The following is a 16,408-nucleotide window of genomic DNA, read 5'->3' as shown; positions in this document are numbered from 1 at the left end:
GTATGCTGAGCCCCGTTACCCAAATTTGCCCGCGGATTACTCCGGTATTTCTCTGTCTTTCCCCTATTGGAATTTTAATATGGCGTCTCTAAGATTGGGCCTACCGCAATATGAATCAGGAAGTAAAGCCCCCCATTCCTGCCAGGGGTTTACGCTGGTGGAGTTGCTGATTGCCATGACCTTGGTGGGCATGATGTTGGTGATTCTATTTAGTGGCTTGCGCCTTTCAACCCGCAGTTGGGAAGCTGCCGAGCAAAAGTTAGCGGTAGTCGAGAAACAGAGAGTCATTGAGGGGTTATTTCGGCGCCAAATTCGAGAGCAAAAATTGCTTTTTTTTAATGATCCCGAACAGGGTCAGGTGATGACTTTTGCAGGCACTTCGGAGGGCATGCAATTTGTGGCGCCCCTGTTAACCCGCTTGGGCCTTGGCGGTTTGTATTGGATTACTTTTGAAGTGGTGAAAGAGGGGGGGGAGTCCCACTTGGTGATGAATTGGTGGCCTTATCGGCCCGAGGGACTGGAAGAGGAGGGCCGGGAACGGGAAGTATTACTGGAGGCCGTGGAAGAAATCGCCTTTTCTTATTTCGGTAAGGAAGCGGTTGGGGAAGCGCCAGAGTGGCATGAGCGCTGGGAGGATCCCCAGCGGCCGCCGCAATTAGTCCGCCTGCAAGTCCGCACCCAGGAAGCTGAATGGCCTGAACTGATCGCCGGTATTCAGTCCAGTCCGCAAGATGGTCGGGGAGGGGGCGCTGGTCGGCGCCTTCGAGTTGATTTTGGTCCTGCTCCCGCAATGCAATAGGGGAGTCCGTCTGTGTCCTTTGCTGAACGAGGGATTGCGCTAGTGGTGGTGTTATGGACTGTCACCTTGCTAGCGGTCATTGCCGGTAACTTTGCTTACACTTTGCGCATTGAGTCCACGCTTGCGGCTAACCTAGTCGGGCGAGCGAAGGCTCGGGCTTTGGCAGAGGCGGGTGTCGTTTATGCCGCCCTTGACCTTTTGCGCCCTCTGCAAATGCGCCGTTTTTCTCCGGATGGTATCCCTTATCGGTGGAAATTCGGAGGTGAGACGGTGAGGGTTTCGGTTCGGGATGTCGGCGGTTTGATTGACTTGAATACCGCCAGCCGGGAACTTTTAGGCGGGTTGTTGGGGGCCGCGGGTGTGGCTGAAGAGGAACGGGATCCCTTGTTGGACGCCATTGAGGATTGGCGTGACCCGGATGATGTGCCTCGCTTACAAGGGGCAGAGGATGAGGACTACCTGGCCGCGGGATTACCCTATGGTGCTAAGGACGGTCCTTTTGAGGATATTACGGAGTTGCAGCAGGTTTTAGGCGTTTCCCTGGAGCTATATCAGCGCATTGAGGAATTTTTAACCCTATATTCGGAGCAATCCGGGATTGATCCTGCCGTCGCGCCAAGGGGGGTTCTTCTGGCAATCCCTGGGATCGATTTTGAGTTGATTGAAATTTATCTTGAAGAGCGAAGAGTAAGACGGGCATTGGGGGAAGCGCCGCCGCCATTACCTCCGGTTGGAGGGGGATATCTGGCCCAGGCTGGAGGTTTGGCGTATAGTGTGCGCGCTGAGGCTAAAACAGAAGGAGGCGGGGCGGCCATGATAGAGGCCGTGATATCTCCCGGCTCTAGCACGAGCGGTTCCCTCCCTTATTCGGTGCTCGAATGGAGAGAAAGCCTGTAAGTATCCCTCGACTGATGTTAACATCGGCCTGAGATGGTTGGCGATCTTGCTGGGCATATTCAAGGCTCAAAGCCGACACCCCTGTCTATGGAAGTATGATGGCATCTGAGGCCACGGTAAGGCTTTGCCGTATAAATACTTGTGATCCCTATTCCACCTTAGTTACCGGGCAGGTTCGCCGGGCAAAAGGGAGTTTTCATGATTAGCCTTGGAAGTTGTTGGAAAACCTTGCTTGCAGCGAAGGTTAGCCCAAGCTTGAAAGAGGGTCCCACCATTAAGGCCCTAAATTTTGGTGGCTAGGGTGCTCACACGCCTTAATCCAGCCGACTCGAAAGGGGTTTTCCAACAGTTTCTTAATTTTCAATGAGTGCTAACGCGACGAAACGCCAATCCAGGCGCCAGGGAATGGGGGCTCAAGCCCTTTCTAAGAATTTATTATCGTCCCTCAATATCAGTGGTTTTTTGAGCTGGTGGCGAGAAGGGCTGCTCTGTTGCCTTCCTGGGGGAGTGCGGCAGTTATTTTGGCGCGAAACCACGAGACTAGTGTTGGAGCCACAAGGAAATGGGGTACGAGTCCATCGGGAGCGAGGCGAATCGAGGGAAGAACTTGGCTTTTTTAGTGGCGTAGAGTGGGGGGATGAATCCCTTGTAGGGAAGGATAAGGTGCTGGTATTTCGCCTACCGCCGGAGCAAACGCTCTCAAAGCCCATCACCCTTCCTCTGGCGGCTGAAGAGAATTTACGCCAGGTACTGGCCTTTGAAATGGAGCGCCATACACCCTTTGCAACCAACCAGGTCTACTACGATTTTGAGGTGATAAAACGCAGCTTAGAGACCCGCCATCTTACCGTCAGGTTGGTGGTGGTTCCCCGGCGCATCCTCGACGAATGGTTGGAACGGTTGTCCCACTGGGCACTACAGCCGACTATGGTGGATGTCGCCGGCGTCGGTACGGGACGCATTAATCTGCTACCGGAAGAAAAGCGCCCCTCTCGATCTAGGGCCCTGCCACGAATTAACATGGCGCTTAGCCTACTGTTTATGGTTTGCGCGGGAGCGGCGATCCTGTTTCCCCTGTGGCAAGAAAGGACGGTGGTGATCGACTTGATGTCAAAGGTGTCCGCTGCTCAGCAAAAAGCAGAGGCGGTCATTACGATTCGCCAACGGTTGGAGGAAGCGATTGAGGCTTCAGAATTCTTGGTTAAGGAGAAGGAGCAGTATCCTTCAGCGGTTGAGTTCTTATACGAACTAACTCGGATTCTACCGGATGGGATCTGGCTTCAACAGCTTGATTTTACCAGGGGCAAAATTGAAGTTCGGGGGGAAGCGACCGAGGCATCGGCCTTGATCTCTATTTTAGAAGCGTCTCCCTATTTTCAAAATGTTCAATTTCGCTCCCCGGTGACGACCAATGCTAGAACTGGCCGGGACCGGTTCCATATTACCGCGCAGCTTCCAAAGTTGGAGTCGTTGCCCCTATGAACCTGCAATTGTCGAAGAAGTGGCATTGCGCGACCGCGGTGGGTTTATTACTGTTTGTCCTGCTGATGGCTTATTTTGTCCTGGTCCAGCCTGTCATTGCCAAGCATAGGTTTTATCAAGAAAATATCGCTTCCATGCAGCAGCGGCTCCAGAAGTACAACCAGATTATCGCTAGTCGGACAGCATTGGAGGCTGAGCTCAATCGATTGCGTCGGGAACAGGCCGCAAACGCTTATTATTTGGAGCAACAGTCCGCCCCGTTAGCGGCTACGGAGTTGCGGAAGAGAGTTAAAACAGTGGTGGAATCCAGCGATGGCGTTCTGGTGAGTACTCAAAGTTTGCCATTGGTTGAGAACGAGCCCTTTCCCCGGGTGGGGATCAGCGTGCGAATGACCGGCGATACGGAAGTTTTACAAAAGGTTTTATATGATTTGGAATCGCGGCGGCCCTTGTTGTTCGTGGATGATCTGCAAGTACGCAGCCGTCAGATCCGGCGGCGTAGCCGGCATGATCGTCGTACCATCATCGAAGAAACCCAGTTGACGATTAGCTTTGAGCTTTACGGATATATGCGGGGGAGCGGTGCATTTAGCGGAGCCTAACCATAAGGCGCTGGCGATTTTGTTGGCGGGTTTATGCCTCGTGGTGTTGGCGGTCATTGCTTTGGAGATGCGATATCCGCCTCGCTTTGAGCAGGAGGAGAACGACGCCAATTCAAGTACTCATCCTTCAAATTTGATCCCGGAGCGAGAGCCGATAGGAGATGTCGCCCTTCTCCCTTTAGATAATTATGAAGAAACTGTGGCCCGCCCGCTCTTTCGGCCCAGTCGCCGTCCCCCCGACCCGGAAGAAAGCGAATCCGAGGCGCAACAAGCGGCTGAACAATCCCAACAGCCGCAAGTTTCCGTTAAGGACTTGTTTGTCCTCAACGGGGTCGTTGTGACTGAGAAAAAAACGGTCGCTCTTTTGCAGGACATTAAAAACAATAAGAGTTTGCGGGTCAGCAAGGGAGAAAAATTAGAAGGGTGGCAAATCGTTCGGATCTTTCCTGATAGTGTTCTGTTTAATAATAATGGTCATTCAGAAGCATTAGAATTGGTTCGAAATTTTGAGCCAATGACGCAGAAGTTATCCCAAAGGAGGCGGGCGGCGCGCCAAGCTCAACGAAGAAGGCGGCATTGACGGCACATTGGGTGGTCGCGGACTAGAAAAATAAATGGCCAATGCAAAATTGGTTCTTACTTAGGGGTATTTAGTTGCGAGAAAAGAAAAAAAATGGGCGGCGCTTACCGGTTTGGTTGGGCATTTTAGGGGTTTTCTTCCTAGGCTCTTGTGGGACCCAACCCACGGCTCCCACTAGCGGTAAGGCGCACGCACCTATGGTTTCTTCCTCTGGCAAGGATAAGCAAAAGGAGGAAAGCTTGCCATCTGGTCTTGAAACCGCCCAAGCCACTGAACTCGAAGTCGCGCCAGTTCCTGAAGAAAAAGACGCGATGGAGAGTACTGAACTCTATCCTGGCAGTGATCATTTTATCAATCGTAAGGTGGCGAGTAAGCCGCGAACCTTTGAAATGCTGGAAGGCGAAATTCTGCTGAATTTTGAGAATACCAATATCCGTGAAGTGGTGAAAACGATACTGGGCGATATTCTGGAGGAGAATTACGTCATTGATAAAGCCGTTCAGGGAACGGTGACTGCCCAGACCGGCCGCCCCCTGCCCAAGGACGCTTTAATGCCTACCCTCGAAGCCCTGTTGCGGATGAACAATGCGGCTCTGGTTCGAGCCGAAGGGCTGAATAAGGTGGTGCCCCTCAATCAGGCTGTTCAAGGAAATCTGTCTCCGCGCTTAAGAAGCGCAGGGTCCGCCTCCGGCTATGGTGTGCGTATTGTGCCCCTGCGCTATATTGGGGTCACGGAGATGCAACAAATTCTTGAGCCTTTCGTCCCTAAAGGAGCAATTCTGCGTGTCGATCCAGCTCGGAATCTGCTTATTTTGGCCGGTACGGGCCAAGAATTAGCCCAGTGGCAAGAGACCATTGATATTTTTGATGTGAATTGGCTGGAAGGGATGTCGGTGGGGTTATACAAATTGGAATACACGGATGCCGAGTTGGTAGTGACTGAATTAAATGAGGTGTTGGGACCCGAGGCGGCCACACCGCTAGCGGGAATGTTCCGTTTTGTCCCCATTGAACGCCTTAATGCGGTTTTGGCCATTACCTCCCAGTCTAAATATCTGGAAGAAGCTCAAACTTGGATAGAGCGCCTAGACCGGGGCGAAGACGAGGAGGTCGAACGTCTTTATGTCTATCCAGTTCAAAATGGCAAGGCAGAGCATTTGGCAGGACTGCTGCAAGAAGCTTTTGGACAAGGGGGGGGGCGCAGAGCCACCTCCTCGGCGCGGGTAGCACCGGGAAGAGAGGCAGTGGAGCTTGGAACATCTCGAGGAGGGAGCCTCGGCTCATCACGGACGGGAGGCTTTGGCTCGTCGCGGACGGGGGGATTTGGATCATCCCAGCTAGGAGGGTTCAGGGCGTCCCAGGTGTTGGAGTCCAGCGCACCCCAGGAGCAGGATCTCAGAGTATCCCAGGCTCAGGCTGAAGCGAAAGAGGGGGATAAAAAGTCGAAGGCGTCCAGCCCGGCAGGCATTGAGCTTAGTCGTGCTGATGATGATGCTGACGAGAAGGAAGTACGTATCATTGCCGATGTGGAAAATAATGCATTACTGATTTCCGCCACCTCCCGCGACTACGACAAGATCCTTTCCGCTCTCCGCCAGTTGGATATTCCTCCCCGTCAGGTGCTGGTGGAGGCCACCATTGCCGAGGTACAGTTGACCGACAATCTCCAGTATGGATTGCAGTGGTTTTTTCGAAACGAGGTGGGCGAGTTCACGGGTACCGGCGCCGTCAATTTCAGCACCGATGTGGGTGATAATGGTTTCCTCCAGGGCGTTGAGGGTCTATTAGGGGGGGGAGGATTTACCTACGCCCTGACGGATGATAGCATCGTCCGTGCCTTGCTGCGCACATTGGCCTCTGACAGCAAGCTCAATGTTCTTTCTTCTCCTCAGTTGTTGGCGCTTGACAATCAGACTGCGGCGATCCGGGTGGGGGATCAGGTTCCGATACTCACCGGTCAAACAGCAGGGCTAGCGGGGACCGGCAATACTTTGACTTCACAGGTTCAGTTCCGGGATACCGGGGTATTGTTGACGGTGACTCCGCGAGTGAACGCCGGCGGTCGGGTGACCTTGGAAATCAGACAGGAAGTCACCGATGTGGGCGATCCAGTAACCGTAGGGTCGGATATCCAAAATTTCACTTTCTTGCAGCGCACCTTTGAGAGCGTGGTCACGGTGCAAAGCGGTGAAACCATTGTTTTAGGGGGGCTGATTCGGGATCGGGATAGTTTCACTGACAGTGGAGTTCCATTTCTTTATAAATTGCCTTTCATCGGTCCCCTCTTTGGCTCTACTACGAGAGACAAGCAGCGCACTGAATTGATCGTTCTCATGACCCCCCGGGTAGTGCGTGACCAGCACGAAGCCCGCCTAGTCACAGAGGAATTTCGCCAGAAGCTTAGGAATGCGTCGGATGTTGCGGAGGAGATGGGAGGGATTGCCCCCCAAAAGGTAAACGAAGAAGAAATATCCCCTTCGACCAAGGGCAATCACTTGTAGTGAGAAATATAGTCGGCATGAAATATGCATAAAAATTAATAAATTGGGTGATTTTGTTGCTTTCATGCAACATATTGTCTTTTTTGTTTCATTTTGACAAAAAAGACATACAATTGAGTATTGAAGTTGCTTGCTAGCGGAGTTATTCTCTGCTAAATAAAGTTAGCTTTTAGGATAAAAAGTAACTTCTAACTCTTTGTATTTAAATCAGCGCTAAGTTAGGAAATTGAAAAACAGAAGACTTAAAATAATAGGGAGGCTTCTTATCCTTGCAGAGTCTATTATTTTTCGCTGATACGTTTCTTCCAACGTATTCAAGAATTCTTTTGGTTGTGCCAATTATCGGGCTATTGTTTGGATTAAGTGGTTGTAGTTCTCCTCCTCCCGAAGAGGAGGTGGGGCGCCGGGCCCTAGAGCGGTGGCAAGCCCTAATCCAGGGAGATTTCAATCGGGCCTATGAGTACTTGAGTCCTGGCTATCGCGCTGTGAACTCTTTTGAGCTTTACCGGGCTCGTATCGGTAAAGCGGTTCAGTGGAAAGAGGCTACTTTGAAGAATGTTTCCTGTGCCGATAAAGCATGCAAGGTGACCGTCAACATCCGCTATCGCTATGTAGGTCCAAGGGTGGAGAGTTACGAAGGGGAAAGCCCCGTTAAGGAAAAGTGGACCCAGGTAGAGGGGGAGTGGTGGTTTCTTCCAAAAGATTAAGTGAATTTATGGGGTCTTATTGATTTTATAGGGAGAGATTATTAAAGAATCAATTGCCTTAGGCGAATTATTAAGCTAACTTCTTAAGTTCCGTTTAGGTCCTGTTCGGTGGTTCGTGACACTCAAAGAAAAGGAGAATGTGATGAAAAAAACGAAATTGGCCACGGCCGTTTCGCTGGCACTCGCTGGTTCTGCCGGCGTACTGAATACTGCCCATGCAGTAAATGTGAATCCTGATGGGTTAGGGGAAGTGCTGCTCTATCCCTACTATACAGTGAGAAACGGCCAAAATACCTTGATATCATTGGTGAACACTAGGGATGAGGTCAAGGCCGTTAAAGTGCGCTTTTTGGAGGGTAAGAATACTAGGGAGGTTCTGGATTTTAACCTTTACCTTTCCCCTTTTGATGTGTGGACAGGTGCGGTGGTCCGTACCGACGCAGGTGCCAGGCTGATAACAAACGATAACTCCTGTACCGTGCCTACAATTTCGGAAGATGGAGAGGATTTCCGGAACTTCACATATGTGGGAAACCAAGCCGATGGAGAGGATACTTCCCTGAACCGGACCCGAGAGGGACATCTGGAAATTATTGAAATGGGGGTGGTTACAGACACAAATCCTGGCGATCCCACCGCTTTTAATCCAGCTACCGCAGCAACTCATGTGAGCGATGTGCCGGCAGATTGTTCTGTGCTTGAGCAGGCCTGGTCGGGTGGTGTGTGGGCAACAAATCCTAGTACTAATATCGTTTCGAGCCCTGGGGGGCTATTTGGCCATGGTCTTATCATCAATGTGGCGCAAGGTGCTGCCTACAGCTACCAGGCTACTGCATTGGATAATTTCTTTATCGTTCCTTTCCATACCGATCCGGGTACATTAATCCCCTCTCTTGAAGATGCGGATACATTGAGCGATGTATTTATATCCCAGCAGGGTACCCCCGCGGTAGTCAATTCGCTCTGGTCAAGAGGGTTAGATTCTGCTAGTTCGGTGCTGATGCACAATTCTGTCATGAACCACTTTGTGACCGATCCGGATATAAATGCGGCAACCGATTGGGTCATTACTTTCCCCACCAAGCGGTTCCATATCTCTGTTAAAGACCTGGATACTGGTTCAGCACCAGCACCTACTCCTCCATTTACTGAAAACTTCATGGAGGGAGGAGCCTGTGAGCCAGTGGGACTTGCCATTTGGAACCGGGAGGAGAGACCCCAGACAGGGGGGTTAGACTTCTCGCCGCAGCCGCCCGGAGGAAATGCATTGTGCTGGGAGACCAATGTCATTAGCTTTAACGATAAGGATGTGTTGGGTTCTGAACTGGGTTTAAATGTCGATACCTCATCGGTGGGTAATGACGGCTGGATGCGGCTCACGTTTACCGATCCAGACCATCAGTTGGTAAGCGAAGAGGGTAATGTGTTTATCGGTTTGCCCGTCATTGGCTTTGCAGTCCAAGAATATGTGAATGGCGTTAGTAATGAGGTACTCACTAACTACGGCGGATTATTTGAGCATGCCTTTAGTCGGCAAATTTCGGGAGTTCAAACTCAGTAACTTAGATTACCGCTTTCCATTTCTGTTTTAATCGATGAGCGGACGGCCTGGTGGGGGCGTCCGCTCTTTTTTTGGGCTAGTTTGATAAATTGGGATGGTGTTATCGATTTGTGCCCAAAAGCTAGCACTACTATGGCCGATAACGTGGTTTATGTGAGGCAACTTCCCGGCCTAATGCCTCAATTTGGATATTAGGTTTAAAGCTAAAAGGTGAGATATTTCTTCCTTAGAGGAAGTTTCTCCTATTATATTTAATTGGATTAGTAAAGTATTTCTCTTAGCATGGAGAGAATTAGATGAGAAGTCGATATTTTTTAGCTTTAGCGGCCTTGATAACGGCCCAAAACAGCAGTGGAGTTATGATATTTGTAGATGGTAAGCCGCTTACAGATTTCAGTAAAATTGAAATCATAGCGGACGACACTGCACCTCCTCCAGGGAATCCTCCTCCCCCCCCACCTCAGTCAGAAGACCCTATAGATCCTCCTCCCATCGGGGATGGCTGCCCTCTCCCGAATGGGTTGACGGTGATGGAGGAAGCTCTACCTACTGTTATAACCCCTTACACGATCAGGCAGAATGAAGCCGTCGCTTTGTTCTTTAACCGGCAGAGTGTTGGATTTGATATGAGACAATTACAGTTTGCGGAAAGCACCAAGGGCGCTAGCCCCCTCAAATTAGTCGTGGTCAGCAGCTGCCCAGGAAATTTTGATGTTACACCCGGCTGTTCTAAAGAGGCCTTGAATGGTCGAATCCTAGTGGACTTTACTGGGAACCGTTCGGAGGATCCGCGGTTTTGTACCTTGGATCCTGACCAGACCTATTGGCTTAATATCCGGCATTTCGATATGAGAACAGCCCAAGATACGTGCCCGGATGATACTGACTGTGCATTTTTTGTACGGCCGTAATATATAATCAGCATAAAACGCAAGTTAGGAGTACTCCTAACTTGCATTTTATTCGTCTCGGAATGGTAGCTCCGACTTTCCGACCCCCTATTTTTAAGTTACTCATTTTTCGGTCTTTTTGAATCCTGGCTTTAAACTGGCAAGAATTTTAATTTAGTATTTTCCGTAAGTTACGGAGGGGGGTCGGAAAGTCGGGTAGCTCACTGAGCATTTTGAATAAAAACTGTCCGAAGTTCCGAAGTATTGATCAGAAAAGTTTTAGGAAAATTTTATCCCCGCCCCGTTTTATTTGAAACCTGTCCCCTCTAAGGGGCAGTTTTTTTTGGTTTTAGCATGGATATGTTCGTACGATTAATGGTATCGTCTTATACCAATTTAGTTAAAGAATGCAATTTATTGAGGCTTCAAGTAATTGTTTAGACTGAATCTATAGAATGCAAAATTACATGAAATTGGTATTACTATTCCCGCCTTTTAAGAGCAGCAAGCTCGAAGGTAAAATAAGTAGCAATAAGCAACTAAATTTAATAGATTTGACGGTGACTTACCCCACTAGCACGGATTTCTGGCCTTTCTCCATGCCGGAGCCAGGAATTAATTGATACGAAGATATAAAATAACTCAATGGTGGAAGCTTATGCGCTATTTTTTACTAGGTTCAAGGTTTTTAGAGTTAACTTTGTTCCTGGGGCTACTAGCAGTAGCCGCTCCAGGAGCAGCCGCTAATTCGGGGGAGAAAGTGCTGATTCAGCAGGGGGAGATCACCGTTACCCAGGCAGATTTTGATGCGGAATTGGCCGAGATACCCGCACAGCACCATGCTGGTATCCTTGCCAGCGGCAAGCGCATCCACCAATTGCTGGACAAACTCTTCGTTTATCGGGTGCTGGCCCAAGAGACCCGAGAACTGGGTTTGGACAAAGATCCCTTGTTGCGACAACAGATAGCGCTGGCAGTGGAAGAAAAGCTAGGGAAGGCGCGTCTTAAACATCTGCGGGAGCAGGCTTTGGCGGCCAGTCCAGACTTTGAAGCTCTGGCTCGGGAACGTTATCAAGCCAATCAAGAGCAGTATCAATTGCCGGAACAGGTCAAGGTCTCCCATATCCTCATCAAAGCCGAAGAGCGTTCCGAGGAAGAAGCCAGACAGTTGGCAGAAAAAGTGCGCAAACTGGCTCTTGCAGAAGAAAAGCCCTTTGCAGAACTGGCGGTTGAGTACTCGGAAGATCCTTCCGTGGAACGAAACCAAGGGGATCTGGGATTTATTGCCAGGGGCAAAACCGTCAAACCCTTTGAAGAAGCCGCCTTTGCCCTGAAACAGCCAGGGAACATTAGCCCGGTGGTAAAAAGCCGGTTTGGATTTCATATCATCCGCCTAGAGGAGCGGCAACCTGCCCAGGTGCAGCCCTTTGATCAGGTTAAGGAAAAACTGGTTCAGGAAGCAAAAGAAACCTATCTGAATAAGGTGGTGCAAACCCATCTTAACCAGATTCGAAATGCCGAAGGCATCCAGATGAATCGGGAAGCCTTGCAGAATTTGAAGCAGGAGTCTCCTGGACAGCGGAACCCAGAGGCCAGGTCTGCGGTAAACTCTGGGGATTGATCTTTCAGTTTGCTTTCTCCCTGGGTCCCGGGGTTGTTCAAGGCTATTGAAAATTAGGGTAGGGGCGGCTTTAGCCGCGATTTGCTCCCGGACGTTTTTGGCGGCTAAAAGCCGCCCCTACACGTTGTGCATTGAACGTAGGGCGGATAAGCGCAGCGCATCCGTCGAAACCCTGGCTCTAACCAGAGATGTGGTCTAATACCCATCCCAATTAATAACATTTTTTATTGACCCCCTCATCCTAACCTTCTCCCTCCAGGGGAGAAGGAATAGAGAAGAGCGTTAATTTTTGGGATTAGTATAAGTTCTCGGTGGAGTGAATTGATGTGCTCCATGGCAGAGTCTCGTACAAAGGCTTGTTTGGCGACAAACCTCCATGCTATCTCCTGCAACCCCTCAATTCACTCCCTATTTATCTGTTTATTCAAATCAATCCTCGAAATTGTCCTGTACTTAGGGCTAAGCCCTAAAAAAGCTGATCCAGCCGCCGCGCGCCGTGAACGACACGAACCAGTTCAATGCCTTGGTCAATCTCACGGTAAAGGAGCAGGTAGTTGCTTATGGGCAGGTAACGAAGCTCAGGCGCAATATCGGGACGGGCCGCACCCAGGCGAGGATGCTCGGCAAGCAAGCGGCATTTCGCGTCAATCTCATCCAGCAGCCGCTCGGCGGCCGCCACATTCTCCTGAGCGATATACATCCAGACCTCAATGAGGTCTTCTTCCGCCTGCGCCGTACGCTTGAAAACCGGCATGCGTCCCTCGAAACAAAAGGGTTATTGCGCTTCCTGGTCTTTTTCATACCGGCAGCGCCCCTCGGCTTTGATCGCCTCGATACTCTCGAAGCGGCCAGGGCCGCTGCTCAGCCCTTCCTGCCAGAGACGGCGAATCTCTTCCATTTCCTGATGCTGCAAGAGACGCTTGCGTTTCCAATCCCGCAGCGCCTCGCGCACGACTTCGCTGCTGCTGGCGTACTCGCCGGTTTCCACCGCCTCACGAACGGCCCCCGCCATCTCCGGGGTTAGCGCAATACTGAGTTTTTCAACATTCGGCATAATGAATTCCTCCTTGCTCTAAGGTAGCAATTATTCCTACCAATGTCCAATGCAAGTGGATGGCCGAAACAAGCCGCAATCATTTGCCCGTTTCCTGGGCTTCGCAATTGAATTGACCGGCTTGTGACCGTGCTGATCAGGGCGTTGAGGTCCAGGTTACCGTCAAACCGGGTGTTGCTGGTAATCCGGTTCCTATACGTGGTGGGGAGTTTAGCAAGCCGCTCATAAAAGCCTAGGATAATCGCTGAAAACCTAGCCTTATTCACACCGTCAACACCGACGCCGCTAGAGCGGTCTTACTCGACTCTGGTGTGCGTTTAACGTCTGGCTTGAGCGTGTCCCGACGGTACTGATTTAAATTGATCGCGGCATTGAGATCGCGGTCTATGGTCAATCCGCAATCACACGCCAACGCTCTATCTGCCAGCGTGATGTCATGAATTTGGCCGCAACCTGAGCACATCTTGCTGGAGGGGAAAAACCTATCCACCAGTTCAACCCTACAGCCGCGAAGGTAGGCTTTGTATTCGATAAACCGCCGCAACATGCCGAATCCTGCATCGGCGATTGACCGGGCTAATTTACGGTTTCGAACCATGCCTTTTACGTTGAGATCTTCTAGGGCAATCCGCTCATAGCTGGCCGTCAGCTGATGGCTCAGCTCATGGAGCACGGCTCTCCTTTGGTGGACTATCCGGTGGTGGAGCTTGGCTAACCGCTGCTTGGCTATCGCTCGACGGTGGCTGCCTTTCTGCTTCCTGGATAGGTTTTTACTCAATCGCTTGAGCTTCTTAAGACTCCTCTTTAATTTGTTATTGGCTGGGAAAACTTGACCGTCCGAGGTCACGGCCAGTGATTTAACACCGAAATCAACGCCCACAGAAGGCGCTCTGTTTTGGCTATAGTCTTTGTAGTCTTCCGTGTCCACCAAGATAGAGGCGAAGTATTTTCCCGCTCGCTTGCTGATAGTCACTTGCTTAGGCGTTCCCTCAAAGCGCAACCGCTGGCGCATTGGGATAAGAGTGCTCAGCTTTTCGATTCTCAGCTTGCGGCCCCTGACCTCAAATTTAGTCCGCTCACGTAGGGCAAAACTATCATTCACGTCCTTTTTCTTGAAACTAGGAAAACCGGGCTTCTCTCCCTTCTTCACCCGACTAAAAAAGTGCTTGAAGGCATGCTCTAGGTCATCAATGGCGTTGCGCGTCACTCGGCTTGAAATTTCCTCATACCAAGGGTGTTCGGGCCGGATAACCTGGATATAGTGCTGATAGGCAGACGATTTGCTCCATTTATTTTCAGGCTTGGAGAAATGCTCCAGCAATTTATTATAGCAATGGCGCTTAGACCCGCACGCCTTATCTAAGTACGTGGCCTGGCTCACGGTGGGCCTTAACTCAATCTTGTGCGCTAGGAGCATGTTGGTAAGATAATGTCCGTCAAAAATAATCAGTTTATACGCCTATCATAAACCAAAATGAAGCGCACAAGCATTTGTAATCCTGAAGAACTCATAAATTGGCTCAAAGCCATATCGCAAGGGTGGACGCTTGCGGCAATGGTTAGGGAAGCGTTCATCTTTTTCCTTGAGCACCATGAGAAAAAATTAAATTTTGGCAGGTTTTCATAGATTACAGCTAACTGTTACCTACCCTTTTAACCGTTAATCGTGCGCTCAACACTGCGCTTGCTACCTATATAGTTTGACCTTTAATACCTGGTTTAATAAACGAAAGTGTTTATCTATCGAATAAACCTTGCAGTTATTCTTCTTGGCATTTTGAGCAATAATCAAATCAGGAATCCCTACCCCATTTGCACCACTTCTCAAACACTTTACTTGATACTCTACAATTTCCGGCCAGTTTATTTTCAAAGGAATTCGCTTTACTTCATAAAGCAATTCAATTACTTTTTCCTGTTTCTTTATCTTTAGGTAGGGGACTAACTCAGCTAAGATTATATCGTTTGTGATAAGAAGGTTTTCATCTATCAGGGAGTCCATGCTGGAAGAGCTATCACTACCCCGAAAATAATCAACCCATATTGGTGTATCTACCAAAATTTCCACTACGGGCGATCTCGGAGTTCACTGAGATCAATATCCAAGTCAATTTTCCCTTTATATTTCTTCAGTTCTGAAATTTTTGATTTTCTTATCAATTCTTCCAAAGCCAGCACAATAACCCCAGTTTTGGTGTCAATATGGGTGACCTTCATTGCTTCGTTCAGTAAATTCTCGGGTAGATCAAGGGTAGTTCGCATGCTTGCTTCCTTAAATTATGCATATAATATTAAAATAATAGCATCTCCCTGCAAGCGGCTAAGTGCAACACAAAACTCCAAAAAATGCAGCGTCGCTTTCTATTAACCCCCTCATCCTAACCTTCTGAAGGAAGGGAAAGAGCATTACCTTCTCCTGCCAGGGGAGAAGGGATGGAAAAAGCGTTAATTTTGGGATTAGTCTAATAGCGAGAAACTCGCAACGAGGAATAACCATGAGAGAAGTTGTCATTTATCCTGGAGAGGGTGGTTATTGGGTTACGGGATGCCCCAACCTCCCAGGGCGCGTCTCCCAGGGCAAGGATCGCGAAACAGCGATTCAAAACATCAAGGAAGCCATCGAAGGCTATATTCTAGCCCTTGAAGAAGATAGCTTGCCTGTTCCAGAGGAACGCTTTGAAACCCTAGTCATCGCAGTATGAGCCAGTTGCCGGTGATTTCCGGACGGCAACGGGTGAAAGCTTTGGAAAGGATCGGCTTCGTAGTCAAGCGCCAGCATGGCAGTCATATCATTCTGTGCCGGGATGATCCATTCACTCATGTGTTTTGGTTGTGAAAAATTCAGTCTAGGAACGGAAGGGGTGTCATTAGGCGTGTTAGTATGGCAACATCGTGCCCTTTTCCGGCGCTTTCTGGTGCGCGAGATTAAGGGACGCTATCTTGGTAGTTTCAGCGGCTATTTCTGGGTGTTACTTCAACCGTTGGCCCAGCTTGCCATCTATTCGCTGGTATTTACCACCATTTTTCGGGTACGTTTTCCAGAGTTGGAGCAGCACAGCTTTGTGGTGTTTGTGGCCATCGCCCTATGGCCCTGGCTGGCCTTTCATGAGGGAATCCTGCGGGCGACGGTGGCCATTACCAATAATGCCGGGCTGATTAGAAAAATTGCCTTGCCCTATGAGTTATTGGTGTATACGGCAGTAGGGGGCAGTTATGCGGTTCATGGAGTCGGCTTTTTGCTGGTGCTGGGGGTGCTTACGATTCTTGGCGCTGAGTTGTCCCTCAGTGCTTTACCCCTGGTATTGCTGCTGTTAGGTCTTCTCTTGTTGTTCACTATAGGTGTGGCCCTGATCCTGTCGGTTCTGCAAGTGTTTCTGAAAGATATTGAGCATGTGCTGGCGCCCGTGTTCATGCTTTTATTTTATGCTTCGCCGATTTTGTATCCCCTCTCGTTAGTGCCAGAGCCCTTCCGTACGTTAATTTTGGCCAATCCCCTGAGTTATTTTTTCGACCGTTTGCGGGCCTTGCTGATGTTTGGGGAGTGGAGTCCCTCGGGGGCCGATGTTCTGGCTGTGTTGGGCAGTGTGTTGGTCTTTGTGGCGGGGCTTCGATTATTCCGGCGTTGCGCTGGACGGTTTGAAGAGTTTTTATGATAGTGGGCATTGATGGGTTTCGCTGTGCTCTACCCATCCTACATTTTTTATCCTCCTGTCC

General features: G+C 49.8%; 18 protein-coding genes. 13 read left to right on the top strand and 5 right to left on the bottom strand.

Going from position 1 to position 16,408, the window contains the following annotated elements; translation table 11 throughout:
- Positions 1-79: 79 nt before the first annotated feature.
- The 10 genes from NHAL_RS17715 (at position 80) to NHAL_RS17670 (ending at position 11,640) form a co-directional block, all read left to right on the top strand.
- Positions 80-799, top strand: a complete 720-nt coding sequence (locus NHAL_RS17715) for a prepilin-type N-terminal cleavage/methylation domain-containing protein (protein ID WP_013034525.1) — start codon at positions 80-82, stop codon at positions 797-799.
- 12 nt (positions 800-811) lie between these two features.
- Entirely contained in the window at positions 812-1,696 is an 885-nt protein-coding gene (locus NHAL_RS17710; RefSeq protein WP_013034524.1) for a type II secretion system minor pseudopilin, read from the top strand.
- A gap of 363 nt (positions 1,697-2,059) precedes the next feature.
- On the top strand, positions 2,060-3,178 hold the full coding sequence (locus NHAL_RS17705; protein ID WP_041355168.1) for a PilN domain-containing protein: 1,119 nt from the start codon (positions 2,060-2,062) through the stop codon (positions 3,176-3,178).
- Entirely contained in the window at positions 3,175-3,780 is a 606-nt protein-coding gene (gene gspM, locus NHAL_RS17700; protein ID WP_013034522.1) for a type II secretion system protein GspM, read from the top strand. The genes NHAL_RS17705 and gspM overlap by 4 nt, the downstream gene beginning before the upstream one ends.
- A complete protein-coding gene (locus tag NHAL_RS17695; protein WP_013034521.1) occupies positions 3,761-4,360 on the top strand; it encodes a pilus assembly protein PilZ in 600 nt (199 codons plus the stop codon). The genes gspM and NHAL_RS17695 overlap by 20 nt, the downstream gene beginning before the upstream one ends.
- Before the next feature lie 239 nt (positions 4,361-4,599).
- On the top strand, positions 4,600-6,861 hold the full coding sequence (gspD, locus tag NHAL_RS17690) for a type II secretion system secretin GspD (protein WP_238985389.1): 2,262 nt from the start codon (positions 4,600-4,602) through the stop codon (positions 6,859-6,861).
- A gap of 332 nt (positions 6,862-7,193) precedes the next feature.
- The gene (locus tag NHAL_RS17685; RefSeq protein ID WP_162010834.1) at positions 7,194-7,568 is read left to right on the top strand and encodes a hypothetical protein; all 375 of its coding nucleotides are present in this window, start codon (positions 7,194-7,196) and stop codon (positions 7,566-7,568) included.
- Between the two features lie 142 nt (positions 7,569-7,710).
- Positions 7,711-9,129, top strand: coding sequence for a hypothetical protein (locus NHAL_RS17680; RefSeq protein ID WP_013034518.1), 1,419 nt, complete (start codon positions 7,711-7,713; stop codon positions 9,127-9,129).
- Between the two features lie 296 nt (positions 9,130-9,425).
- Positions 9,426-10,040: a hypothetical protein gene (locus NHAL_RS17675; RefSeq protein ID WP_013034517.1), complete on the top strand. Its 615-nt coding sequence runs from the start codon at positions 9,426-9,428 to the stop codon at positions 10,038-10,040.
- Positions 10,041-10,677: 637 nt separating this feature from the next.
- Complete coding sequence (locus NHAL_RS17670) at positions 10,678-11,640, top strand: peptidylprolyl isomerase (protein ID WP_013034516.1); 963 nt, start codon at positions 10,678-10,680, stop codon at positions 11,638-11,640.
- Positions 11,641-12,106: 466 nt separating this feature from the next.
- Here NHAL_RS17670 and NHAL_RS17665 read toward each other — a convergent pair whose 3' ends face one another.
- From NHAL_RS17665 to NHAL_RS17645, 5 genes are all read right to left on the bottom strand, one after another.
- Positions 12,107-12,394, bottom strand: coding sequence for a type II toxin-antitoxin system RelE/ParE family toxin (locus NHAL_RS17665; protein ID WP_013034515.1), 288 nt, complete (start codon positions 12,392-12,394; stop codon positions 12,107-12,109).
- Between the two features lie 21 nt (positions 12,395-12,415).
- Positions 12,416-12,694 carry a type II toxin-antitoxin system ParD family antitoxin gene (locus tag NHAL_RS17660; RefSeq protein WP_013034514.1) on the bottom strand — a complete coding sequence of 93 codons (279 nt, stop codon included), beginning with the start codon at positions 12,692-12,694 and terminating at the stop codon, positions 12,416-12,418.
- A 262-nt stretch (positions 12,695-12,956) separates the two neighbouring features.
- Positions 12,957-14,111 (bottom strand): RNA-guided endonuclease InsQ/TnpB family protein, encoded by a 1,155-nt coding sequence (locus NHAL_RS17655; RefSeq protein ID WP_013034513.1) that lies wholly within the window; start codon positions 14,109-14,111, stop codon positions 12,957-12,959.
- A 270-nt stretch (positions 14,112-14,381) separates the two neighbouring features.
- On the bottom strand, positions 14,382-14,762 hold the full coding sequence (locus NHAL_RS17650; protein WP_049780684.1) for a PIN domain-containing protein: 381 nt from the start codon (positions 14,760-14,762) through the stop codon (positions 14,382-14,384).
- On the bottom strand, positions 14,762-14,956 hold the full coding sequence (locus NHAL_RS17645; protein ID WP_013034510.1) for a type II toxin-antitoxin system VapB family antitoxin: 195 nt from the start codon (positions 14,954-14,956) through the stop codon (positions 14,762-14,764). Before NHAL_RS17645 ends, NHAL_RS17650 begins: the two co-directional genes overlap by 1 nt.
- A 233-nt stretch (positions 14,957-15,189) precedes the next feature.
- On the opposite strand from NHAL_RS17645, the gene NHAL_RS17640 reads away from it, so the two are divergent.
- From NHAL_RS17640 to NHAL_RS17635, 3 genes are read left to right on the top strand one after another with little or no spacing between them, the layout of a single operon-like run.
- A complete protein-coding gene (locus NHAL_RS17640; RefSeq protein WP_013034509.1) occupies positions 15,190-15,396 on the top strand; it encodes a type II toxin-antitoxin system HicB family antitoxin in 207 nt (68 codons plus the stop codon).
- Positions 15,393-15,530, top strand: a complete 138-nt coding sequence (locus tag NHAL_RS20730; protein WP_013034508.1) for a type II toxin-antitoxin system HicA family toxin — start codon at positions 15,393-15,395, stop codon at positions 15,528-15,530. The genes NHAL_RS17640 and NHAL_RS20730 overlap by 4 nt, the downstream gene beginning before the upstream one ends.
- Positions 15,531-15,555: 25 nt before the next feature.
- Positions 15,556-16,347 (top strand): ABC transporter permease, encoded by a 792-nt coding sequence (locus tag NHAL_RS17635; protein ID WP_238985388.1) that lies wholly within the window; start codon positions 15,556-15,558, stop codon positions 16,345-16,347.
- The last annotated feature ends 61 nt before the right edge of the window (positions 16,348-16,408 follow it).

The sequence above is a fragment of the Nitrosococcus halophilus Nc 4 genome, assembly GCF_000024725.1.
In the GTDB taxonomy this organism is placed as follows: domain Bacteria; phylum Pseudomonadota; class Gammaproteobacteria; order Nitrosococcales; family Nitrosococcaceae; genus Nitrosococcus; species Nitrosococcus halophilus.
The sequence above is the reverse complement of the archived record's forward strand: the minus strand, read 5'-3'. Positions and strand labels throughout refer to the sequence as shown.